Genomic DNA, 22664 nt, shown 5'->3' on the forward strand with positions numbered 1-22664 from the left:
ATATGACCCGCTATATCCTTGTGATATCACTGGTCCTGGTTATCGCCATTTTTGCATTTCTCGTCATTCGATAGCATATGCGTGGCGTAGCGGACCGGTCGATGCCGATCCGTATGCTCAAGATCGCCGTCCTCTGGGCGGCAATCGTCATTCGGGAACGATCGGAATTTCATGGTACAGCCCGCCCAGCGTGACGACGAAGTCGACGGCGCCGAGCCTCAGGTCGCGCCCGTTGAGCACGTCTCGCTTTCCGATGCCGAGTTCAAGGTCCAGCTTGCCCAGGTGATTCCGCATCTCCGTGCGTTCGGGCGTTCGCTGTCGGGCAGCCGCGACCTTGCGGATGACCTGGTGCAGGAAACGCTGCTGAAGGCGTGGGCCGCACGGCTGCGCTTTCAGGCCGGTACGAACATGCGCGCCTGGACGTTCATCATCCTGCGCAACCTCTATCTGTCACAGATGCGTCGCGCCCGCTTCAAGGGCGAGTGGGACGATCTGGTGGCGGATCGCATCCTTGCGGCGCCTGCGAGCCAGGACCGGCATGTCGAGCTGGGCGATATGCAGCGCGCATTGATGCACCTGCCGCAGCCGCAGCGCGAGGCGTTGATCCTGGTCGGCGCGGGCGGGTTTGCGTATGAAGAGGCGGCGGAAATCTGCAACGTGGCGGTCGGCACGATCAAGAGCCGGGTTGCGCGTGGCCGTGTCGCGCTTGAAACCATTCTCACGGATGGGTCGCTGCCGTCGCGCCGCGATCATGAGACCGATACGACGAAGACTGCACTCGACTCGATCATGGGCGATGTCGAGGAGCTGAGCCGCGGGCGTTGAAATCACGCCGCGGCTGGCGTTTTGATCAGTGCGGTCGCGGCGACAGGGTGTCGAGTTCTCGCAGCAGCGACATGAACTCGTCAGGCATTCCGGAATCACGATCGAACGCACCGCGCAGCGACCGTCCGATCGCATCCGTCTTGCGAGGCGCGCGAACGACCAGATGATCGGTCTGGTCACGGCGAATAGTCGGGTGCAGATGGGTCATGCAGGGTCAACGAGCCTCAAGAGCTTTTGTTGCTACCCTGGCTTGACTTTATAAAAGAATTGTGGGGTGGGGCATGGATAACGCGCATCGGGCGTCGGACATCATCGCCGCAACGCAGCGCGCGCGACGCTGGTCCCCCTTCCTCGCCATGCTCCTCGACCGCGAGCCTGTCCTTGCCGCTGCGCTGGCGGAGGGGCGACTGGATCCGGACCCGGCTTCGCTCGATCTCGACATGCCGGTCGCACGACGCCTCCGCCTCGAACGGCGTGCGCTCGCGCTGAGGGTCGCGATAGGTGACCTCGCGGGGGTGTTCGATCTCAGCGCCGTGACGCAGCAGCTCACCCGGTTTGCCGACCACGCGCTCGACACGGCGATCCGCACCGCGATCGAAGAACGCACGCCCGGCGCCGAAGCGTGTGGGTTCGCCGCGATCGCGCTCGGTAAGCAGGGGAGCGGCGAACTCAATTACTCGTCGGATATCGATCCGATCCTGATCTACGATCCGGCAACGCTGCCGTTGCGCCCGCGCGAGGAACCCGAAGCCGCCGCCGTGCGGATCGGCAAGCGCGTCGTCGAACTGCTTCAGGCACGCCACGGCGACGGCTATGTCCTGCGCGTCGACCTCCGCCTGCGGCCGTCTCCCGAGATCACGCCGATCGCGCTGCCGATCGATGCGGCGATCAGCTATTACGAGGCGCAAGCGCTCCCCTGGGAGCGCGCCGCATTTATCAGGGCGCGCGCCGCGGCAGGCGACATCGCGCTCGGCAGGCAGTTCCTCGACACGGTCCGCCCGTTCGTCTGGCGGCGCGCGCTCGATTTCGGTGCGATCGGCGAGATTCGCGGCATCTCGCGACGGATCCGCGATCATCATGCGCAAGGTCAGGCCTTCGGGCCGGGCTATGATCTGAAGCGCGGCCGCGGCGGGATCCGCGAAGCCGAATTCTTCGCGCAGATCCATCAGTTGATCCATGGCGGTCGCGATCCCGCGCTCCGCGCGCCGGCCACCCGCGTCGCGCTTGCGCGGCTGGCGGAGGCGGGGTGGATCGACGCGGACCAGGCGCGCGCGCTGATCGACAGCTATACGCTGCTGCGGACGATCGAGCACCGGGTGCAGATGATCGACGACCGGCAGACGCATGCCTTGCCGACCGGCGATGCGCTCGAGCGGGTGGCGTGGCTACACGGGCTAGACGGCAGCGCGGCGTTGCTGGCGCTGCTCGCCCCGCATGTGGCGGCGACCGGGCGGATCTACGACGCGCTCGACGATGGCGCGCCGTCCGGGCTTTCGCATGATCCGACGCGGCTCGACGCCGAGCTGGCAGAGGCGGGGTTTGCCGAACCCGAACCCGCGCGCCAGCGGATCGCCGCGTGGCGGGCAGGGGCCTATCCCGCGCTGCGCAGCAGTGCCGCGCAGGCGGCGCTCGAGGCGGTCCTGCCGACGCTCGTCCCGGCGCTCGCCGCCGCGCCCGAGCCGCAGGCCGCGATGCTGAGACTCGATTCGATGCTCGAGCGCCTGCCGAGCGCGATCAACGTATTCCGACTGCTCGAAGCGCGGCCGGCACTCGCCACGCTGCTCGCGGCGATCCTGAGCCACGCGCCGACGCTGGCGGAGGATCTGGCGCGGCGCCCCGCGCTTCTCGACGGGCTGATCGATGCGACCGCGCTCGCCCCGGTCGCGGCGCTCGACGCGCTGATCGACCGGATGCGCGCGGGCGAGGCGGGGCTCGATTATCAGGGGCTGCTCGATCACGTCCGGCGCGTGGTCGGCGAACTGCGCTTTGCCCTCGGCGCGCAGATCGTCGCCGGGACGTCGGATCCGCTCGATGTCGCGGCGGGCTATGCGCGCGTGGCGGAGGCGGCGATCGCGGTGCTGGCCGAGGCGACGATTCGCGGCTTTGCCGAGGTCCATGGCCAGGTGCCGGGCAGCGAACTCGTGATCCTCGCGCTCGGCCGGATGGGCGGCGCGATGCTGACGCATGCGTCCGATCTCGACCTCGTCTACCTTTTCACCGGCGACTTCACCGCCGAGTCGGATGGCGCCAAGCCGCTTGGCGCGACGCTCTACTACAACCGGCTTGCGCAGCGCGTCACCGCGGCCTTGTCGGTCGCGACCGCGGCCGGGCCGCTCTATCAGATCGATACGCGGCTGCGGCCATCGGGGGCGCAGGGGCCGCTGGTCGTGACGCTCGACAGCTTCGCACGCTATCAGCATGAGGAGGCCTGGACGTGGGAGCATATGGCGCTGACCAGGGCGCGGCCGGTCTTCGGATCGGAACCCGCCAGAGCGGCGCTGTCCGCGGTGATCGCCGATGTCCTGACCGGTGCGCGGACCGAGCGCGACGTGGTCGGCGATGCGACGCGGATGCGCGCCGACATGGCCGCGCACAAGCCCGCCAAGGGGCCGCTCGACGCGAAGCTTCTGCCGGGTGGTCTGGTCGATCTGGAATTCGCGACGCATGTCGTCCAGCTCGTCGAGCGCAGCGGCTTCGATGCCAATCTGGGGCGTGCGATCGCGCAGCTCGTCGCCGAAGGGCGGATGCCCGCGACGATGCTCGTCGCGCATGATATCCTGACGCGGCTGCTCGTGACGCTGCGGCTCGTCGCGCCCGACGCGGCGCCGCCCGGCCCGCCGACCCAGGCGTTGATCGCGCGCTCGCTCGGGCTGAGCGACTGGCCAGCGGTTCTTGCGGGCCTCGCCGAGGTCCGGCAACAGGTGACCGCGTTCTGGCACGAACTGACAGGAGAGCAGGATGGATGACGGTGCGATGATCCCGGACGTCGCGGTGACGATGCCCGATGGCACGGCCGTTGCGCTCACGACGCTGGCGCGGCCGCTGGTCGTCTATTTCTATCCCAAGGATGATACCGCCGGCTGCACGCGCGAGGCGCAGGACTTTTCCGCGCTCGAGTCGGCCTTCGCAGAGATCGGGGTCGGCGTGCTCGGCGTGTCCAAGGACACGCCCGCCGCACATGCCAAGTTCAGCACCAAGCACGGATTGACCGTCTCGCTGGCGACCGACGTCGATGGCACGGTCTGCGAGGGCTTCGGGGTTTGGGTCGAGAAGGCGATGTACGGCCGCAATTATATGGGGATCGAGCGCGCGACCTTCCTGTTCGACGCGGACGGCCGACTGGCGACATCGTGGCGCAAGGTCCGGGTCCCCGGCCATGCCGAAGCCGTTCTTGCTGCCGCCAAGGCGCTGACCCCGCAATAAAGACCGTTCCACGGGGCAGGGCGCGGCGTCCCCTGGCGGGGTGATTCCTTTTTACCGGTACCATTTGGTTTCAACGGCTCAACGCACGCGCGTCCCGGTCCACCCCAAGTTAGCGGCGCGGCTCTTGCCGAAGTGGGTCAAATCGGCACACATCCTGACTTGTCTGGGACGCGGAGGGGCTGCGGTTCAGGACAGAGTCTTGGCGCCGGGCCCGTTTGCGATCCGGCTCCTGTTTTTTGTCGGGGACCAATGGTCGATATCACCGTTTCCGCTGCAGCCTTAGCCAACCGCGCAGCCTTTCGTATCAAGACGCTTTTCGCCGCGCGGGACCTGACGGTTCACGACGGCCACTCGGTCCGCCGGGTTCGCCTGGGCAGCCGCAAGCAGGCGGCGATGGCGGCACTCAGCGCCGTGACGCTCGGCTTTTCCGGCTATGGCGCCGCGCAGGCAGCCTATGGCGCCGCAGCCGCGACCGGCGTCGTTGCCGCACCCGATTCCGAACTCCAGGTCGCGCAGATGGAGCGCCGCATCGGTCAGATGCAGGCGCGCGTCGCGACCATTCGCCAGACCGCCGCAGCGCATGCCGCGCGCGTCGAACAGCGCCAGCAGCTGATCACCGCCGCCCTGACCGGTAAGGGCGACACCAAGGCGATGGCGCTGGCGACGCTGGCGATCGACCCCGCGCCCGACGCGCTGGCCGCCGATGTCGTCAAGCCGCTGGTCAAGGTCGAAGGCCGCCAGCGCGTTCTCGCCGACGCGGCGCAGACGGTTCTCGACCAGCGCTATGCCGACACCACGGACACCGTGCGCAAGCTCGGCCTGCGTCCCGAACGCGTCGCTGCTGCCGCCAAGCGCACTCAGGCGAGTAAGCAGGCCGCCATGGGCGGACCGCTGGTCGCCGCCGACAGCCCCGAGGCGCTGGCCGATGTCCGCGCCGACGCCCAGTTCCGCACGCTGTTCCAGACCTGGAAGAAGCTCGACACGCTGCAGCAGGGGGTGATCGCGATCCCTTCGGTCCAGCCGGTTCATCTGCTGTCCTTCACCAGCAATTTCGGCATCCGCTCGGATCCGTTCCGCGGAACCGCGGCGATGCATGCCGGCGTCGACATTCCGGGTCCGGTCGGTACGCCGATCTACGCCACGGCTGACGGTATCGTCTCGCATGCCGGTCGTCAGGGTGGCTATGGCAATCTCGTCGAGCTCAATCATGGCAAGGGCATCGCGACCCGGTACGGCCATCTCTCGAAGATCCTCGTCGGCGACAATGCTCGCGTGACGCGCGGCCAGCTGATCGCGCTGATGGGCTCGACCGGTCGCTCGACTGGCCCGCATCTTCATTATGAGGTCCGGATCGACGGTCATGCCGTGAACCCGATCCCGTTCCTCACGACCGCCGACTACCTTCTCGCCGCGCAGGATCGCTCGGTTGGTGCGATCCCGGTGTCAACGGACGGTCCGGCGGCGCAGGACTGAGCCGCACGGTTTTCTATCAAGCCCTGTTCGCGGTCCTCCGCGGCAGGGCGAGGTTGCCGCGGATAGCGGGACCGCCTATCTCGGGACCATGGCAACCCTGGCTCCCGACATCATCCTGACCCCCTCCGCCGCGGCGCGCGTCGCCGCTATTGCTGCCCGACAGGGCAAGCCGGCGATCCTGCGCCTTTCGGTCGATGGCGGCGGCTGTTCGGGTTTCCAGTACAAGTTCGGTTTCGCCGATGCGGCCGAGGCGGATGACGTGGTCGCCGAACGCGACGGCGTCCGGCTGGTCGTCGACAGCGTCAGCATCGATCTCGTTCGCGGTTGCGCGGTCGACTATGTCGAGTCGCTCGCCGGCGCGGCGTTCCGCGTGGAAAACCCCAATGCAGCCTCGGGCTGCGGTTGCGGCTCGAGCTTTTCGGTCTGACGCCCGGTGAAGATCGTCACGTACAACATCAACGGGATCAAGGCCCGTCTCCCGCGGCTGCTTGAGTATCTTGCCGAAGAGCAGCCCGAAATCGTCTGTCTGCAGGAACTCAAGACCAGCGACGAAACCTTTCCGGCTGCGGAGATCGAGGCGGCGGGTTACGGCGTTGTCTGGCATGGGCAAAAGGCCTGGAACGGCGTGGCGATCCTCGCCAAGGGCCAGACCCCCAGGGTCCGGCAACGCGGCCTCGAAGGCGAGCCCGAGGACGAGCACAGCCGCTATATCGAGGCCGAGGTCGAAGGGCTGACGATCGCCGCACTGTATTTGCCCAATGGCAATCCGCAGCCCGGCCCGAAGTTCGACTATAAGCTGCGCTGGATGACGCGGCTCGCGGCGCGCGCGCGTGTGCTGCTGGCCGAGGAGGTACCCGCCATCCTCGCGGGCGATTACAACGTGATCGCGAATGACGACGATACGTTTTCGGTGTCGCGGATGCAGGACGACGCGCTGATGCAGCCCGAGAGCCGAAGCGCCTATCGCGCGCTGCTCGGGCAGGGCTGGACCGATGCCCTTCGAACGCAGTTTCCCAAGGGAGGCGTGTGGACCTTCTGGGATTATCAGGCGGGCGCGTGGCAGCGCGACGCGGGCTTCCGCATCGATCATCTGCTGCTCAGCCCGCAGGCCGCCGACCGGATGATCGATGCCGGTGTCGACAAGGCCTATCGCGGGCGCGAGAAGGCGAGCGATCATGCCCCGACCTGGGTCCGCCTGCGATGAACGCATCGGCGGGGCGGCCTGCGACACGGCTTGCCGCGGGTGTGCTGGCGTCGCTGCTGCTGGCCTGTTCGACCCAGGTTCGCGCGCAGGAGCGGGACTATTGCCCCGAACGCCCGGGGATCGATACGCCCGCCTGCACCATGGAAAAAGGCCGTGTCTCGGTCGAGACCGCGCTCGCCGACTGGACGCGCGACGACGGGGCGGGCTCGCGCGAGGACAGCGTCCTGATCGCCGATACGCTCGTGCGGGTCGGGGTCAGCGATACGGTCGAGGCGCGGGTGGGATGGACGCCGTTCGGCCATGACCGGACGCGGGACGAAACGGGGGTCGACGTCGCGGACCGCATCGGCGACCTGTCACTGAGCATGAAGGCCAGCCTGAGCCATCCCGACGGCAAGGGCCTGTCGATTGCCGTCCTGCCGTTCGTGACGCTGCCCGTCGGCCGGTCGCCGGTCGGTGATGGCGACTGGGGCAGCGGGTTGCTGCTGCCGGTGACATTCGAAATGTCCGATACGGTGTCGCTCGACCTGACACCCGAAGTCGATGCCGCGGTCGACGATGACGGGCATGGCCGGCACCTGGCCTATAGCAGCGCGGTCGGCCTCGCCTTCACGCTTGACAAGGCGGTGACGCTGAACGCCGAGCTGCAGGCGCTGCGTGACGATGACCCGACCGGTCGCAGCACCCAGGCACTGGCTGCGCTGTCGCTCGCCTGGATGGTCCGTGACGATCTTCAGTTTGACATTTTTGGGGCGGCAGGCTTGACCCATGATACCCCCGATGCGCGGCTTTATGCGGGGGTGGCACGGAGGTTCTAGATGATCGCGGTGCTGATCGGACTGCAGGCCGTCGCTGGCCCTCCGCTGCCGCGCGAACTTCGCCCCCCGGTCGCCCGGGCGGCGACCCCCTGTCCCGTGACGCCGCCCGGTGGCGAGATCGTCGTCTGTGGCCGGCCGAGCGACCAGCGTCTTGCACGGCTCCCCACGCCGCCGGTCAACGCACCCGACGCGCCGATGACGTTCCGACTGCCGGGCGGCGGGACGGGCAATGTCCACGCGGTCCAGAGCACGCTGCCGGGGGCGACCGGATCCGGGGCGGTGGTCACGCTGCGCATCCCGTTCGGTCCGGGTCGCCGAGCGGCCGACCCCGCCCGTTAGGCTCAGGCCGGGTCGCGGGGCCGGGTCCGCAGCGCATCGCTGAGCGAGGCGGTACCGCTGCCGCGTCGCGCCGGCTTGGGCTGTGACGGGGCGGGGGACCAGCCGGTGAGGAAGATGATCTCGAATCGTTCGGCGGTCCGTCCGTCCGCGTCGGCGAGCTCGGCAAAGGCCTGTGCGAGACCCGCCAGCGCCTGCCGGCCGAGCGCGCTGCGCCCCGCGAGCACGTTCGTCGCCGCCATCCCGCGAAGATCGCCGAGCAGGCGCCCTACATCGCGGTAGCCGACGTTCAGCGTCTCGATGTCCGCCACCGGCAGCGCGAAGCCCGCGCGCATCAGCAGATCGCCCGCCGAGCGCACGTCGATCTGCGGATGCAGCCGTGCGGCGGGTCGCTCCGCCTCCGCCACCCGCAACGCCTGGCGGAGTGCCGGCAGGCTCCCGGCCCCGATGAACGCGCCGAGGAACAGTCCATCCGGGCGCAGCACGCGGCGGATCAGCGACAGCGCGCCGGGCAGGTCGTTGACCTGGTCGAGCACGCCCGCGCTGACGACGAGGTCGAACGATGCGTCGGCAAAGGGCAGCCGGTCCTCGTCGGCCTGAACGCCGCCCGCATGCGCGGCAAAGCCATGGCCTGCATCGCAGCGTACGACCCGCGCGCCCGGGGGCGCGGCGAACGCGCCGTCGAAACATCCGAGATCAAGAATGTCGGCAAAGTCCCGCGTCACCGCATCGAGCCGCTCGGCGATCCCGTCGAGCATCGTCGCGCGCACGAAATCCGCGTCGGCATAGGCAGCGCGCGCGCGGTCGCGGCGCTGGCGGCGGGCGACCCGGTCGAAGATTTCCGGGGCGCTGCCTTGGCTGGAGTCTGGGATCTGCACGCCGCGCTTGTGCCGTCTGCATGCTTTGACGACAAGGGCGGATGCGGTTGCTCGATCCGATTGGCGCGGTGATCCGGCTGGCGCTGCCGCCGCGCTGCCCCGGCTGCGGCAGTCCGGTGGCGGCGGACCATCGGTTCTGCGCACGCTGCTGGAACGGCCTGCACTTTCTCGGTCCGCCCTGGTGTGCCGCATGCAACCTGCCCTTTGCGCATGATCGCGGCGACGGCGCATTGTGCGCCGCGTGCCTCACTCAGCCGCCGCGTCACGCGGGCGTCCGCGCCGCGGTCGCCTATGGACCGGTGGCACGCGGCCTGGCGCTGCGGCTGAAATATGGTGGCCGAACCGCGTTCGCCGCGACGATGGCGCGCGCCATGCACCGGTTGATGCCCGAGCAGGCAGCGCTGATCGTGCCGGTGCCGCTGCACCGCTGGAGGCTCTGGTCGCGCGGGTTCAACCAGGCGGCGCTCATCGCGACGACGCTCGCGAACCTGTCGACCGTGCCCGCCGACCTGAATGTCCTCGTCCGGACGCGGCAGACGACCGTGCTGCGCGGGCTCGGCAGGCGTCAGCGCGGCAGGGCGGTGGCGGGCGCCTTCGCCGTCGCGGCGGGCGGGCGCGACCGGCTGCGCGGCAGGGCGGTCGTGCTGATCGACGACATCTATGCGAGCGGGGCGACGAGCGCGGCGTGCACGGGCGCGCTGCTCGCGGCGGGGGCGGAATCGGTGACGATCCTGTGCTGGGCGCGTGTTCTGGACGACACCGATTATTGACAAGCGCGCGGTCAGACCACACCTGAAAATAATGGCTAAAGTTGAAATCTACATCAAACAATTCTGCCCCTATTGCACGCGGGCGATGAAGCTCCTTGCCGCCAAGGGCGTCGAACCCGAAACGTTCGACGTGACGATGGGCGGGCCGAAGAAGAAGGAGATGGTCGAGCGCTCGGGTGGTCGCATGACCATGCCGCAGGTGTTCATCGACGGGAAGCATATCGGCGGGTCTGACGATCTTGCCGCACTCGATGCCCGGGGTGGGCTCGACCCGCTCCTGGCCTGATGCCCCGCATCGCGCTTTTGCAGATGACCAGCGGGATCGATCCCGCGGTCAATGCTGCAACGCTGATCGCTGCGATCCGGTCGGCGGCAGGGCAGGGCGCGGTGATGCTGTTCACCCCGGAAATGTCGGGTCTGATCGACCGCGATCGCGCGCGGGCCGCCGCGTCGATCGTGGCCGAGGCCGACGATCCTGTGCTCGCTCGCGTCTGCGCCGCTGCGGCCGAGGCGGCGATCTGGGTGCATCTTGGCTCGCTCGCCGTCCGCCGGGCAGACGGCCGGTTTGCCAATCGCGGGTTCGTGATCGATCCGGCGGGCAGTATCCGCGCGCGCTACGACAAGCTCCACCTCTTCGATGTCGATCTGCCGACGGGAGAAAGCTGGCGTGAATCCGCGGCCTATGCCGCGGGGGACGCGGCGATCGTCACGCAGACGCCGATCGGCATGCTGGGCGCATCGATCTGTTATGACCTGCGCTTTCCCGACCTGTACCGCGCAATGAGCGATGCCGGCGCGACGGTCCTTTCGGTCCCGGCGGCGTTCACCAGGCCGACGGGGGCCGCGCATTGGCATGTCCTGCTCCGCGCCCGGGCGATCGAATCGGCCTCCTACGTCGTCGCCGCGGCGCAGACCGGCGTCCACGCCGATGGTCGCGCGACCTATGGCCATTCGCTGGTCATCGATCCCTGGGGCACGGTCGTGCTCGACATGGGTGAGGCGGCAGGGCTCGGCTATGCCGAGATCAGCCCCGACAGCGTGACGGACGTCCGCGCCAGGATCCCGGCGCTCGAACATCGGCGGCCGATCCCCTCCGTGGCTGTGATCCGGTGATCGTCTTCGACCTGAAATGCGGCACCGGGCATGTGTTCGAGGCGTGGTTCGGCTCGAGCGCGGCCTATGAGGCGCAGCGCGCAGCCCGTCAGGTCGAATGCCCGCTCTGCGGCGATGCCGAGGTGGGCAAGGCGGTGATGGCGCCGGCCGTCTCGGGCAAGGGCAACCGCGTGCCCGAGGGGCCGACGCCTGCGCGGATGAAGGCGATGTTGACGATGCTGGCATCGAAACAGGCCGAACTGCTCGCGTCATCGCGGTGGGTCGGCGGCGCCTTCGCGGATCGCGCGCGCGCGATGCACCTGGGCGACGAGGCCCCCGAACCGATCCACGGCCAGGCGAGCCTCGCCGAGGCCAGGGCGCTGGTCGAGGACGGCGTCGCCGTGCTGCCGCTGCCCCTCCCGGTCACGCCACCCGATACGATCAACTAAAGATGGGGTCGCCCGGCCTTACCGCGTAACGCGCGCGAGCACTGGTTTCAGCGCGGACTTGATCTCGAAGAACAATGGATGCTTCAGCAGCCGCAGCGCGATGCCCCACAGGGCGATGCCGATGCCGACGGCCAGGACGATCGGGATCAGCGGCGTCGTCGCGGCCCAGCCATGCCAGGCCATGACGATGATCGCCGGCGCGATCGCGGCGCTGGTTGCGATCCCGCTGCGCAGATAGATGGCGAACATGTCCCGGTACTGGCTGTCCGTGATCCGGCGGATATGCGGCATGTAGAGCACGCAGGCAAAAATCGCATCGATGACCTTCGCCAGCGCTGCAGCCTCGATGCTGATGAAGCAGGCTGCCGAAAATACGACGAAGCCGACGATGCTGCGCACGAACTCGAAGCGTGCCTGACGGCCGGTTTCGTCGGCGATGATGAACAGATCCCACGCCATCGCGATGGCGGTATTGAACACGCCGACGACGCACAGGATCGACAGGCACATCGCGATCGATACCCATTTCGCGCCATAGATGAGCAGCACGAACGGCCCCGACAGCACGCCAAGCCCCAGGAAAGTCGGCCACATCAGCGCGGTGAACAGGGCCAGCGCGTTCTGATAGCGCGGCCCGATCGGCAAGCCGGCGCGGATCCCCGCGGCAAAATCGACGAACATGATGCGGCAGATCACCAGGAACACGCTGTCCCACAGCATGCTGAAAATGTTGCCGGACCTGGAATATAGGCCAAGCGCGGCCAATCCCAGCAAGCGGCCAAGCGCCATATCCTGCAACCGCGAAAAGACGCGGGAAATGCCCAGCGTGGCGAGCACGTTGATGCTGAACCGATGCACGTCGCGCCAGTTGTCGAACCCGACCTTGACCCTGGCATGATGCGGCGCAAGGCCGATCGCCATCGCGGTGCTGATCAAGGCGGCGATGATCTGGCCATAGGCAAAGCTCATATAGCTCTGGCCCGCGACCGCGAAGGCTACGGTGGCGATCGTGCCCGACGCCGTCGCCAGCATCTTGATGATCGACACGGCTTTGAAATCGCCGTCACGCTCGAGCAACGTCAGGGGCATGAAGCCGGCGGCCGTGATGATCGGGATTATCGCCAGACAGAACAACACGGGCCGGACCGCAGGCTCGTTGAAGACCGCACCGCTCACCAGGCCGAACCCGGCAATGATGAAGGCCAGGACGATTGCGACGCCGAGATTGATGCTGAAGACGGTCGACGACAATTCTGCCGTGAGATTCTTCTCGCGGATGAGATAATTGTTCAATCCGAGCGACTGAATGATGGAGATCAGTCCGCTGGCCGCAAAGGCGACAGCGAAAATGCCGACCTCGTACGGGGTGAGGATGCGCGCCAATACGACCGAGCTGACCAGCTGGAGTATGAAATATATTGCCTGCGAACCGGCCATCCATCCAATTGACTTGCGCATACGCATCGTCTCGGGCTCACTCTATCACTGTCGTTGCGAAGTATACGGCTTGGGGTATGCGCGCACGCGATGCGCGGCGGCGCTAGCGGATCAGTCGTGCGACCTTCCTGATCGCGCGCCCGGCATATTGCCGCACGATGAAGGGATGTCCAAGGAACAGCCGGATGGCCTGGACGCGCTTGCCTGACTGCACCGCGTGGCGGAATCCGTTCAAGGTCTCGAGCCGGCCAAGCGCTTGCCTGCGATCGTGCAAAAGCGCGACCAGCTTGCCGTCGTCGGCAACGTCGGAGCGTTTTGCTAGCGATGCGCTCATCGCGATCTGCGCCGTATAATCGACGGTCGTCTGGCTTTTGCCCGATGTGCGCAGCGTCCAGACATAGCCGGGCTGCGGGGTGATGACGAACTTAGCCCCGCACAGCATGGCATCGAAATACATCTTGAAGTCTTCACCATGACGGATGGCCGGATCATAGCGAATGGCATGGTCTTCGAGAAACTGACGGCGGAACATCGGTTTGAGCAAACCATAGTCCATGTCCTGGTTGAACGGCCGGGCCGCCGCAACGAAGGCGTGGCGGTCAATCTCCGTGGCGGACCGGATCGCGCGGATTTGTGGCGGGCTCAACGCTGCCTGGGCCTCGTCCAGAAATCGCACATTGTCCGCAACCATATCGGCGGCAAACGCACCGGCGACGTCGAGGAGGTGCCGCAACCGGCCGGGTTCGAACGCGTCATCGGCATCGAGCACGGCGATCCAGGGCGCCCGAGCCGCCGCAAATCCCGCATTGCGTGCCGCCGATGGTCCGCCGTTCCGGTCGAGCCGGATCACGGAGAGGTTTGCGACATGACCATAGCGCGCCGTCACGGCTGCGTGCGTGTCATCAGGACAATGATCGTCGACGACGATCACTTCGAGCGCGACGTCGGTCTGGGACAGGGCAGAGTCGATCGCCTTGCCGATGAACTGCGCCGCACGATAAGCCGGGATCACGACGCAGATCTCAGGCGTATTCATCGGAACTGCGCTCGTCGGCGAAACGCTATTTGGCATCTTCGAAGTCCTGGATTGAGCCGCCAAATGCGTACTTTACGGGCCTTAAGCGGACGTCCGCTCGAATTGCAAGACACCGCAGGCAGCTAACCAAGGTCAAGACGGGACAGGTCAAATCCACGCTGCGTCACGAAAAATCGCGCGATTGGCGACAGGCGGCGGTGTCCCGGCGTCAGCGACGTGGAGCGGTTCGGTCGTCGCTAAGCAACCTCAAGCGCATCGTGCGGCATCATGTCACCCGTCACGTGCGGGACGATTATGCGGCCGAAAATCCCCCATATGGCGAGAATGAGCGTCAGACTTATCAGTTCGCCGCCATCTTCGACGAGCGTGCTGATCGTTTGAAAATGCCCGGGGCCGATCATCATCTCATGAAGCTTGTCGACGACCACGGCGAAGAACGCGGTGACGCAGAAGCCGAAGAGCAGCATGAGTGCGGGGGCGATGCGATCGCGAGCAAGCCTGACCATGCCCAACAGGGTCAGCGCCAGGGGAATGCCGGACAAGATTGCCTGTGCGAGGATTTCGCCATGAGGTCCGATCACGGCGTACTGGGACAGTACCGCGCCGATATGCTCGTGAAGCCGCAGCGAGTCGTCGGCGAGTACCACCAGAAACAGGAACGCGTAGGCCGCGTAGAAAAGCTCTTTCGTGTGGAGGAACGCATAAAGCGCGAGGCCGATGATCGTCAGTTCCTTGAGATATCCCCAGATCTCCATCAGCGATCCGTCGACGGACGAGTAGAGCAGCTGACCATAGAGCATGCTCTCCGTCACATTCGCGTGCTCGACATAGGCCCAGCGCAGGAACATCCCGAGTATGACAAGGTCGATCGCTAGAATGACCCCCAGGCCGATCAGCATGGGTCTTGCAGCCGTGGCGATCATTTTTTTCATCACGGCCCCCAATTACCCTGTCACAAAACTGTAATGCGTTTGTTAACAGTTGCATAGGTGGTTTGGATGATGCGCCTTTTCGACGGCCTAGCCTGTTTGGGCAGGGCACAGGTTCGCGCTCCAGCGTTCGCCCGACTTTCAGCCGCGCAGATTAGGGTCTGGCTGTCATGATCGCCTGCGTCGGCGGACGCGCGCAGTCTGGACCGACGGGAATGGGGCTAGTATGGACGTCGCGTGCGTGGCCCCGTAGCTCAGCCGGATAGAGCACCAGATTCCTAATCTGGGGGCCAGTGGTTCAAATCCACTCGGGGTCACCACCACCGACATTATCAAGCGATCCGCCGCCTGCGGGCATCGCGACACGTGTCAGGGATGTAGATTGGCTGGCGACAGGGGGTGCCGTCTGGCGCGGCCCGGTCGCAGCGTTGGGGAGCAATCAGGCGACGTTGACCCCTCCGCGGAGGTGGCAACGTCGCCTGGCGTCCCGGTCAGGCTTAGGCCTTGACGTGCTGCGAGATGTACTTGTTCATCTCGAACATGGTGCACTTGTCACGGCCGAAGACCTTCTTCAGCTTCTCGTCGGCGAGGATCTCGCGCTTGTTCTCAGGGTTCTGCAGATTGTGGGCCTTGATATAGACCCAGACCTTGCTGATCACTTCGCTGCGCGGGAGCTTGTCGTTGCCGACGATCTCGCCGAGTTCGGGAGAGGGCTGGACGGGGGCGTGGATGCCGCCGGTCTTGGGAGCTGTAGCCATAAGCATTCCTTCCTGTTCGCATGCGTGCGTTAGGCACTGCACGCGTGGTCACGCCTTGTTGAGCGCGCCCGCCTTGTGCGCTGCCTTGCCGCCATTGTCACTCTTTACGATGAATTGCGGCTCGTCCTTGGACGCGCGGACGGTGTGGCCCTTGATCGTCGTGTCGCTGGTCTGCTTCTTTTCGACCGTGCCGTGCGCGGTGCCGCCGGGGGATTTCCAGGTGACCTCGTCGCCATTTTTCGGATCCTTCATCACACCATCTCCTTGATATTCAACGATCAAGCGCAGAGGTGCGGGTTTTGTTGCATGATCCGCGGTTGCAGACCCAGGGGCTGCGGTTCATCTGATGCGCCACCAAGGAGACCCATGCATGAAGACCCGCGCCGCCGTAGCCTTCGAGGCGAAAAAACCGCTCGAGATCGTCGAGCTCGACCTCGAGGGACCCAAATCCGGCGAAGTTCTGGTCGAAATCATGGCCACAGGCATCTGTCATACCGATGCGTACACGCTCGACGGACTTGATTCGGAAGGCCTTTTCCCGAGCGTGCTGGGGCATGAAGGGGCGGGCATCGTCCGCGAGATCGGCGCGGGCGTGACCAGCGTCGCGGTCGGCGATCATGTCATCCCGCTCTACACCCCCGAATGCCGCCAATGTAAGTCGTGCCTGAGCCAGAAGACCAACCTGTGCACCGCGATCCGCGCGACGCAAGGGAAAGGGCTGATGCCCGACGGCACGACGCGGTTCAGCTACAAGGGCCAGCCGATCTTCCATTACATGGGCTGCTCGACCTTTTCGAACTTCACCGTGCTGCCCGAGATCGCACTGGCCAAGATCCGCCCCGACGCGCCGTTCGACACCTCCTGCTATGTCGGTTGCGGCGTGACGACGGGCGTCGGCGCGGTCGTCCACACCGCGAAGGTGCAGCCCGGCGATACGGTCGTGGTGTTCGGGCTCGGCGGGATCGGGCTGAACGTGATTCAGGGCGCGCGACTGGCGGGCGCAGGGATGATCGTCGGCGTCGACATCAATCCCGACCGGGAGGAATGGGGTCGTCGCTTCGGCATGACGCATTTCGCCAATCCCAAGGATGTGGGCGACATCGTCCAGCATATCGTCGCCCTGACCGACGGCGGCGCGGATTACACATTCGACGCGACCGGCAACACGACCGTCATGCGCCAGGCGCTCGAGGCCTGCCATCGCGGCTGGGGCACCTCGATCGTGATCGGCGTCGCCGAGGCGGGCAAGGAGATCAGCACGCGGCCGTTCCAGCTCGTCACCGGGCGCAACTGGCGCGGGACCGCGTTCGGCGGTGCGCGTGGACGTACGGACACGCCCAAGATCGTCGACTGGTATATGGACGGCAAGATCGAGATCGACCCGATGATCACGCACCGCCTGTCGCTCGACGAGATCAACAAGGGGTTCGACCTGATGCACGCCGGCGAGAGCATCCGCTCCGTCGTGATCTACTGAGGAATACGCCATGTTTAGCCATGTCATGCTCGGCGCCGACGATATCGCGGCATCGAAAGCGTTTTACGACGCGAGCCTGGGTGCCCTTGGCGTGCCCGAGGGCGTCGTCGATGAGTGGGGCCGGCTCGTCTATGCGCACGCTGGCGGCCGCTTCCTGCTGACCAAGCCGCTCGACGGGCAGCCGGCCAGCCACGGCAATGGCAGCACGATGGGGTTCGTTGCGGCCTCGCCCGAGGCGGCCGACGCCTGGCATGCCGCGGGGCTCGCGTATGGCGGCACCGCCTGCGAGGATCCGCCCGGCGTGCGGCACGGCACCGCGGGTCGCACCCTGTATCTGGCGTATCTGCGCGACCCGTCGGGCAACAAGCTCTGCGCCGCTCACCGGATCGCATGATGGAGACGCTATCGACCAGCACGGCGTTTGGCGGCACGCAGGGCGTGTACCGCCACGCGTCGACCGCGACCGGCACCGACATGACCTTTGCGGTCTATGTCCCGCCGCACGCGCCGGACGCGCGCTTGCCGGTGCTGTGGTTCCTGTCGGGACTGACCTGCACGCATGCCAATGTCATGGACAAGGGCGAGTATCGCCGCGCCTGCGCAGAGCACGGCGTGATCCTGATCGCCCCCGACACGAGTCCGCGCGGAGAGGGGGTTCCCGACGACGACGCCTATGATTTCGGCCAGGGCGCGGGCTTCTACGTCGATGCGACCGAGCAGCCCTGGGCTGCGAACTTCAACATGAAGCGCTATGTCGAGGACGAACTCCCCGCATTGATCGCGGCGGAGTTTCCGATGGCGGACATGACGCGGCAGGGGATCACCGGGCATTCGATGGGCGGGCATGGCGCGCTGACGATCGCGCTGCGCAATCCCGACCGGTTCCGCAGCGTGTCGGCCTTCGCGCCGATCGTCGCGCCGCTGCACTGCCCCTGGGGCGAGAAGGCGCTGACGGGGTATCTGGGGCCGGACCGTGCCGCCTGGCGGGCGTACGACGCCTGCGCGCTGATCGCCGATGGTGCACGGGTCGCCGACATCCTCGTCGATCAGGGGGAGGCCGACGGCTTCCTCGACGATCAGCTGAAGCCGGCGCTGCTGGCGGAGGCGTGCGCGGCGGCGGGGATCGACCTGACGTTGCGGATGCAGCCGGGATACGACCATAGCTATAATTTCATATCGACCTTCATGCCGGATCATGTCGCGTGGCATGCGGAACGGCTGCGGCGCGCCTGACACGCCGTAACGCAAGCGATATGATGTGGCCCTTGTGTTCGGGCCGCGGACGGCCGCATGGCGCGCGGCGGGCGGGAGTCCGCTGCGATATTGTCGATATTATGATACCTCGGTCGGGCTTTCGTACCGAGTACCTTGCACGCCGGCCTGCGGCGGAATGATGGAGCGCTGTGATGATCGCCGAAACGCCTTTTGCCGATGCCGAGCCAGCCGTCGGCCCGGATGGCAAGCTGATCGTTCCGCAGGAGGTCGAGGCGGCGATCCGGACGCTGATCCGCTGGACCGGCGACGATCCGACCCGCGAAGGATTGGTCGATACGCCGCGGCGTGTCGCACGTGCGTGGAAGGAATATTGCGCGGGCTATGGCGACGATCCGGCGCGGCATCTCGAACGCGTGTTCGAGGAAGTCGGCGGCTATGACGAGATCGTCCTGCTGAAGGATATTCCGTTCCAGTCGCACTGCGAGCATCACATGGCGCCGATCATCGGCAAGGCGCACATCGCCTATCTGCCGCGCAACCATGTCGTCGGCATCTCGAAGCTGGCGCGCGTGCTGCACGGCTTTGCCCGCCGGTTGCAGGTGCAGGAGCGGCTGACCGCGGAGGTGGCCGACTGCATCTGGGAGCAGCTGAAGCCGCAGGGTGTCGCGGTCGTGATCGAGGCGACGCATGCCTGCATGGCCGCGCGCGGCGTGCGGACGCCGGGGGTGACGATGGTCACCAGCCGGATGATGGGCGTGTTCCGCGAGGATGAGCGCAGCCGCAAGGAGGTGCTGTCGCTGATGGGCGCGCGCGCATGATCCGAACCGTCCTGGTCACCGGCGGGGCGAAGCGCTTGGGCGCCGCGATCGTCCGGCGGCTGGCGGCGGACGGGCATGCGGTGGTCGTGCATCAGGGGCACTCGCCCGGGGAGGCTGCGGCGCTGGTCGACGAGATCGTCGCTATCGGCGGCCGCGCGGCGGCGGTCGAGGGCGATCTGAGCGATCTGCACGGGGTCGGCGATCTGTTCGCGGCAGCGCGGGGCGCGATCGGCGGTCCGATCGACGGGCTGGTCAACTGCGCATCGAAGTTCGAGTTCGACCGGCCGCCCGCGGTCGACCCGGTGCTGTTCGCCGAGCTGGCCGCGATCAACTGCGGCGCGCCGGTGCTGCTCGCGTCGGCGCTCGCGTCGCAGGAGGATGTCCGTGACGGCGCCGTCGTCAATCTGCTCGACCAGAAGGTCGCCAACCTCAACCCCGATTTCTTCTCCTACAGCTGCGGCAAGATCGCGCTGGAGGGGGCGACGGTGATGCTGGCGCAGGCGCTGGGCCCCCGGATCAGCGTCAACGCGGTCTCGCCGGGGCTGACGCTGCCGAGCGGCGACCAGACCGCCGCGGAATTCGAGGCAGTGGCGAGCGACAACCTGCTCCAGCGCCCGGTCGGGGCGAAGGCGGTCGCCGATGCGGTCGCGTGGTTGCTGGGTGCGAAGGGCGTGACCGGGCAGAACCTGTTCGTCGATTGCGGGCAGCGGTTTCTGGCGCGCGACGGCGACGTGATGTTCGACCGGCATCATGGGGAGCGCAATGGCTGAGTTCACGACGATCCTCGACGGGCTCGAGGTGATGATGCGGCTGGGCATTTATCCGCACGAGGTGGCGCCGCAACGCGTCGTCGTCTCGGTCGAGATGACGGTCGTGTATCCGGGGCCGCTTGGCGAGGATGCGATCGGCGAGGTGCTCGATTACGACTTCGTCCGCGCCGGGATCCTGGCGATGGCGGCGGAGCGTCCGTTCGCGTTGCAGGAGACGCTGTGCGAGGCGATCGCGGCGCTGTGCCTGGGTGACGCGCGGGTGAGGCGGGTCGAGGTCGAGACGATGAAGACCGACATCTACCCCGATGCCGCGATCGGGTGCCGGATCGTGCGGGAGCGTGCGATCTAGTGGAGGCAATAGTCCCACGACCGGGCGCATTTGGTGCCCATGAGCGGCGCCGATCCTGCAGCCGGCTCGTTCCCTGCCCATAACCCCCTCATTCGGAGACTTATGGTGAATATTCTCGTCGTCCTCACCTCGCATGCCGATCTCGGCGATACCGGCCGCAAGACCGGCTTCTGGCTCGAAGAGCTTGCCGCCCCCTATTATGTGTTCAAGGATGCCGGCGCGACCATCACGCTGGCCTCGCCGGCCGGTGGCCAGCCGCCGCTCGATCCGAGCAGCGCGAAGCCCGACGCGCAGACCGATGCGACGCGCCGGTTCGAGGGCGATGCCGAGGCCACAGCCGCACTCGCTGACACGCGGAAATTGTCCGAGATGCAGATCGCCGATTTCGACGCGGTGTTCTATCCGGGCGGACACGGCCCGTTGTGGGATCTGGCCAATGATAAGGCGTCGATCGCGCTGATCGAGACGACCATCGGCGCGGGCAAGCCGGTCGCGCTGGTCTGTCATGCGCCCGGCGTGCTGCGCGACGTGAAGGCGGCCGATGGCTCGCCGCTGGTGAAGGGGAAGACGGTCACCGGCTTCACCAACAGCGAAGAGGCGGCGGTCGGGCTCAGCGATATCGTGCCGTTCCTCGTCGAGGACATGCTCTCGCAGCAGGGTGGCACATATTCGAAGACCGCCGACTGGGGCGTGCATGTCGTCGAGGATGGCCTGCTGATCACCGGGCAGAACCCCGCCTCGTCGGAAAAGGCGGCACAGATGCTGCTGGCGAAGCTCGCCTGAAAGAACGGCCACCGGCCCTGCCGGTGGCCGCCTTTATGGGCGTCAGGCGCGGTTGGCGGCGCTGAGGACGGCGCGAACCGAGGCGGTGGCGATGTCGGTGTCCATGCCGACGCCGAACACCGTCTTGCCCGCCGCGGTCCGGCATTCGACATAGGCTGCCGCCTGCGCGTCCGCGCCATGACCGATCGCATGCTCGTTATAGTCCACCACATCGAGCGTCGGCCCGGTCGACTCCGCGATCGCCGCGATCACGCCCGAGATCAGCCCGTTGCCGCGCCCCGAGATCGACCGCTCCTCGCCATCGATCGCGACGCGACCGATGAAGACGCGTTGGCCCGCGGTGCCGCTTTCCTCATAGTCGCGCAGCTCCACGCGATCGTCGGCGTGCGGCAGGTAGGTCCGTTCGAAGAGGCTCCAGATATCTGCCGCATTCAGTTCGCGGCTCGTCTCGTCGGCATAGGCCTGCACATGGCGGCTGAAATCGGCCTGGAGACGCTTGGGCAGCTTCAGCCCCTTGTCCTGCTCGATCACCCAGGCGACGCCGCCCTTGCCCGACTGCGAATTGACGCGGATCACCGCCTCGTAGCTGCGACCGAGATCGGCGGGGTCGATCGGCAGGTAGGGGACCTCCCACAATGTGTCGTTCTTCGCCTCCTGCGCAGCGAATCCCTTCTTGATCGCATCCTGATGGCTGCCAGAAAACGCCGTGAAGACGAGGTCGCCCGCGTAGGGCGTGCGCGGATGGACGGGGATGTTGGTGCAGTAGTTGACCGTGTTCACGACCGCGTCGATGTCCGACAGGTCGAGCTTCGGGTCGACGCCTTGCGTGTACATGTTGAGCGCGACGGTCACGAGATCGCAATTGCCCGTCCGCTCGCCATTGCCGAGCAGGCAGCCCTCGACCCGGTCCGCGCCTGCCATCATGCCGAGCTCGGCCGCGGCGACGCCGGTGCCGCGGTCGTTATGCGTGTGCAGGCTGATCGCGACCGCATCGCGGTTGCGGATGTTGCGGCCGAACCATTCGATCTGGTCGGCATAGATGTTCGGCGTCGCGCACTCGACGGTGGCGGGCAGGTTGAAGATGATCGGATTGTCGGGCGTCGGCATCAGGACGTCCATCACCGCCTCGCAGACCTCGAGGCTGAACTCGAGCTCGGCGGTCGAGAAGGTCTCAGGGGAATATTCGAACTGCCAGTGGACGTTCGGTTGCTTGGCGGCCTCGTCGCGCAGCACCTTGGCGCCGTCGATCGCGATCTGCTTCACCTGCGCGCGATCCATCCCGAACACGATCTTGCGCCATGCGGGCGATACGGCATTGTAGAGGTGGACGATCGCGGTCTTCGCGCCGACGAGGCTGGCAAAGCTCGTCTCGATCAGGTCGCGGCGCGACTGGGTCAGCACCTGAATCGACACGTCGTCGGGGATGCGGCCGGTCTTCACCAGGCCTGAGATGAAATCGAACTCGGTCGCGCCGGCGCTCGGGAAGCCGACCTCGATCTCCTTCAAGCCGACCTTGCAGAGCAGGTCGAAGAACCGCGTCTTCTTCTCGGCATCCATCGGGTCGATCAGCGCCTGGTTGCCGTCGCGAAGATCGGTCGACAGCCAGCGCGGCGGCTTGACGATCGTCTTGGACGGCCATTGGCGGTCGGGCAGGTCGATTTGCGGGAAGGGTCGGTATTTGGTCGATGGGTCGCGCAGCATGGCTCGTGTCTCTCGTGATCGGGAGCGTTCGGGTCAGCCCTTAGGCGCGAGGCGCGGGGGCTGGCCACCACGCAAACGATCGGCGCGCCTAAGGGCGCGTAAGTCGAAGCAGCAGGAGGCGAC

The 22664-nt window shown here is 66.6% G+C and carries 27 protein-coding genes and 1 tRNA gene; 20 read left to right on the forward strand and 8 right to left on the reverse strand.

Going from position 1 to position 22664, the window contains the following annotated elements:
- Positions 1-171 precede the first annotated feature (171 nt).
- On the forward strand, positions 172-825 hold the full coding sequence (locus tag IFT71_RS06745) for a sigma-70 family RNA polymerase sigma factor (protein ID WP_031439350.1): 654 nt from the start codon (positions 172-174) through the stop codon (positions 823-825).
- Positions 826-850: 25 nt separating this feature from the next.
- Here the strand turns inward: IFT71_RS06745 and IFT71_RS06750 are convergent, their stop codons facing one another.
- Complete coding sequence (locus tag IFT71_RS06750) at positions 851-1033, reverse strand: hypothetical protein (RefSeq protein WP_192139830.1); 183 nt, start codon at positions 1031-1033, stop codon at positions 851-853.
- 73 nt (positions 1034-1106) lie between these two features.
- On the opposite strand from IFT71_RS06750, the gene IFT71_RS06755 reads away from it, so the two are divergent.
- The 7 genes from IFT71_RS06755 to IFT71_RS06785 all read left to right on the forward strand — a co-directional run bounded on the left by IFT71_RS06755 (position 1107) and on the right by IFT71_RS06785 (position 8082).
- Positions 1107-3791, forward strand: coding sequence for a bifunctional [glutamine synthetase] adenylyltransferase/[glutamine synthetase]-adenylyl-L-tyrosine phosphorylase (locus IFT71_RS06755; RefSeq protein WP_192139832.1), 2685 nt, complete (start codon positions 1107-1109; stop codon positions 3789-3791).
- Entirely contained in the window at positions 3784-4248 is a 465-nt protein-coding gene (locus tag IFT71_RS06760; RefSeq protein ID WP_192139834.1) for a peroxiredoxin, read from the forward strand. The genes IFT71_RS06755 and IFT71_RS06760 overlap by 8 nt, the downstream gene beginning before the upstream one ends.
- 249 nt (positions 4249-4497) lie before the next feature.
- On the forward strand, positions 4498-5721 hold the full coding sequence (locus IFT71_RS06765) for a M23 family metallopeptidase (RefSeq protein ID WP_192069967.1): 1224 nt from the start codon (positions 4498-4500) through the stop codon (positions 5719-5721).
- A gap of 88 nt (positions 5722-5809) precedes the next feature.
- A complete protein-coding gene (gene erpA, locus IFT71_RS06770) occupies positions 5810-6148 on the forward strand; it encodes an iron-sulfur cluster insertion protein ErpA (protein ID WP_031394554.1) in 339 nt (112 codons plus the stop codon).
- Positions 6149-6154: 6 nt separating this feature from the next.
- Positions 6155-6925, forward strand: a complete 771-nt coding sequence (gene xth, locus IFT71_RS06775; protein WP_192139836.1) for an exodeoxyribonuclease III — start codon at positions 6155-6157, stop codon at positions 6923-6925.
- On the forward strand, positions 6922-7743 hold the full coding sequence (locus IFT71_RS06780) for a transporter (protein ID WP_192139838.1): 822 nt from the start codon (positions 6922-6924) through the stop codon (positions 7741-7743). Before xth ends, IFT71_RS06780 begins: the two co-directional genes overlap by 4 nt.
- Positions 7744-8082, forward strand: coding sequence for a hypothetical protein (locus IFT71_RS06785; RefSeq protein WP_192139840.1), 339 nt, complete (start codon positions 7744-7746; stop codon positions 8080-8082).
- Positions 8083-8084: 2 nt separating this feature from the next.
- Here the strand turns inward: IFT71_RS06785 and IFT71_RS06790 are convergent, their stop codons facing one another.
- Entirely contained in the window at positions 8085-8957 is an 873-nt protein-coding gene (locus IFT71_RS06790) for a methyltransferase domain-containing protein (RefSeq protein WP_192140293.1), read from the reverse strand.
- Between the two features lie 41 nt (positions 8958-8998).
- Between IFT71_RS06790 and IFT71_RS06795 the strand changes: the two genes are divergently transcribed.
- The 4 genes from IFT71_RS06795 to IFT71_RS06810 are packed head-to-tail and all read left to right on the forward strand — an operon-like array spanning position 8999 to position 11268.
- Positions 8999-9727, forward strand: a complete 729-nt coding sequence (locus IFT71_RS06795; RefSeq protein ID WP_244654791.1) for a ComF family protein — start codon at positions 8999-9001, stop codon at positions 9725-9727.
- 31 nt (positions 9728-9758) lie between these two features.
- Complete coding sequence (grxC, locus tag IFT71_RS06800) at positions 9759-10013, forward strand: glutaredoxin 3 (RefSeq protein WP_031396302.1); 255 nt, start codon at positions 9759-9761, stop codon at positions 10011-10013.
- On the forward strand, positions 10013-10840 hold the full coding sequence (locus IFT71_RS06805; protein ID WP_192139842.1) for a carbon-nitrogen hydrolase family protein: 828 nt from the start codon (positions 10013-10015) through the stop codon (positions 10838-10840). The genes grxC and IFT71_RS06805 overlap by 1 nt, the downstream gene beginning before the upstream one ends.
- On the forward strand, positions 10837-11268 hold the full coding sequence (locus IFT71_RS06810) for a DUF1178 family protein (RefSeq protein ID WP_192139844.1): 432 nt from the start codon (positions 10837-10839) through the stop codon (positions 11266-11268). Before IFT71_RS06805 ends, IFT71_RS06810 begins: the two co-directional genes overlap by 4 nt.
- Positions 11269-11286: 18 nt before the next feature.
- Here the strand turns inward: IFT71_RS06810 and IFT71_RS06815 are convergent, their stop codons facing one another.
- The 3 genes from IFT71_RS06815 to IFT71_RS06825 all read right to left on the reverse strand — a co-directional run bounded on the left by IFT71_RS06815 (position 11287) and on the right by IFT71_RS06825 (position 14673).
- The gene (locus IFT71_RS06815) at positions 11287-12726 is read right to left on the reverse strand and encodes an oligosaccharide flippase family protein (RefSeq protein ID WP_192139845.1); all 1440 of its coding nucleotides are present in this window, start codon (positions 12724-12726) and stop codon (positions 11287-11289) included.
- A gap of 82 nt (positions 12727-12808) precedes the next feature.
- Positions 12809-13741: a glycosyltransferase family 2 protein gene (locus IFT71_RS06820; RefSeq protein ID WP_192139847.1), complete on the reverse strand. Its 933-nt coding sequence runs from the start codon at positions 13739-13741 to the stop codon at positions 12809-12811.
- A gap of 236 nt (positions 13742-13977) precedes the next feature.
- Positions 13978-14673, reverse strand: coding sequence for a hypothetical protein (locus IFT71_RS06825; RefSeq protein WP_192139849.1), 696 nt, complete (start codon positions 14671-14673; stop codon positions 13978-13980).
- A gap of 240 nt (positions 14674-14913) precedes the next feature.
- Between IFT71_RS06825 and IFT71_RS06830 the strand changes: the two genes are divergently transcribed.
- Positions 14914-14990: transfer RNA gene (locus tag IFT71_RS06830), tRNA-Arg, on the forward strand.
- Positions 14991-15167: 177 nt separating this feature from the next.
- Here the strand turns inward: IFT71_RS06830 and IFT71_RS06835 are convergent.
- Together IFT71_RS06835 and IFT71_RS06840 are read right to left on the reverse strand one after the other, a co-directional pair.
- Positions 15168-15428 carry an SWIB/MDM2 domain-containing protein gene (locus tag IFT71_RS06835; protein ID WP_031394799.1) on the reverse strand — a complete coding sequence of 87 codons (261 nt, stop codon included), beginning with the start codon at positions 15426-15428 and terminating at the stop codon, positions 15168-15170.
- A 48-nt stretch (positions 15429-15476) separates the two neighbouring features.
- Entirely contained in the window at positions 15477-15680 is a 204-nt protein-coding gene (locus IFT71_RS06840; RefSeq protein ID WP_192139851.1) for a DUF2945 domain-containing protein, read from the reverse strand.
- 118 nt (positions 15681-15798) lie between these two features.
- On the opposite strand from IFT71_RS06840, the gene IFT71_RS06845 reads away from it, so the two are divergent.
- The 7 genes from IFT71_RS06845 to IFT71_RS06875 all read left to right on the forward strand — a co-directional run bounded on the left by IFT71_RS06845 (position 15799) and on the right by IFT71_RS06875 (position 20840).
- A complete protein-coding gene (locus IFT71_RS06845) occupies positions 15799-16905 on the forward strand; it encodes an S-(hydroxymethyl)glutathione dehydrogenase/class III alcohol dehydrogenase (protein ID WP_183935256.1) in 1107 nt (368 codons plus the stop codon).
- A 10-nt stretch (positions 16906-16915) separates the two neighbouring features.
- Positions 16916-17299, forward strand: coding sequence for a VOC family protein (locus tag IFT71_RS06850; protein WP_192069980.1), 384 nt, complete (start codon positions 16916-16918; stop codon positions 17297-17299).
- The gene (fghA, locus tag IFT71_RS06855) at positions 17299-18138 is read left to right on the forward strand and encodes an S-formylglutathione hydrolase (protein ID WP_192139853.1); all 840 of its coding nucleotides are present in this window, start codon (positions 17299-17301) and stop codon (positions 18136-18138) included. Before IFT71_RS06850 ends, fghA begins: the two co-directional genes overlap by 1 nt.
- A 173-nt stretch (positions 18139-18311) precedes the next feature.
- The gene (gene folE / locus IFT71_RS06860) at positions 18312-18938 is read left to right on the forward strand and encodes a GTP cyclohydrolase I FolE (RefSeq protein WP_081874053.1); all 627 of its coding nucleotides are present in this window, start codon (positions 18312-18314) and stop codon (positions 18936-18938) included.
- Positions 18935-19708: an SDR family NAD(P)-dependent oxidoreductase gene (locus tag IFT71_RS06865; protein WP_192139855.1), complete on the forward strand. Its 774-nt coding sequence runs from the start codon at positions 18935-18937 to the stop codon at positions 19706-19708. The genes folE and IFT71_RS06865 overlap by 4 nt, the downstream gene beginning before the upstream one ends.
- A complete protein-coding gene (locus IFT71_RS06870) occupies positions 19701-20057 on the forward strand; it encodes a dihydroneopterin aldolase (protein WP_031395191.1) in 357 nt (118 codons plus the stop codon). Before IFT71_RS06865 ends, IFT71_RS06870 begins: the two co-directional genes overlap by 8 nt.
- A gap of 105 nt (positions 20058-20162) precedes the next feature.
- Positions 20163-20840, forward strand: a complete 678-nt coding sequence (locus tag IFT71_RS06875; protein WP_192139857.1) for a DJ-1/PfpI family protein — start codon at positions 20163-20165, stop codon at positions 20838-20840.
- Between the two features lie 42 nt (positions 20841-20882).
- On the opposite strand, the gene leuA is transcribed toward IFT71_RS06875, so the two are convergent.
- Positions 20883-22541, reverse strand: coding sequence for a 2-isopropylmalate synthase (leuA, locus tag IFT71_RS06880; protein ID WP_192139859.1), 1659 nt, complete (start codon positions 22539-22541; stop codon positions 20883-20885).
- Between the last annotated feature and the right edge of the window lie 123 nt (positions 22542-22664).

This window comes from Sphingomonas sp. CFBP 13733 (assembly GCF_014841795.1).
Lineage (GTDB): Bacteria > Pseudomonadota > Alphaproteobacteria > Sphingomonadales > Sphingomonadaceae > Sphingomonas > Sphingomonas aerolata.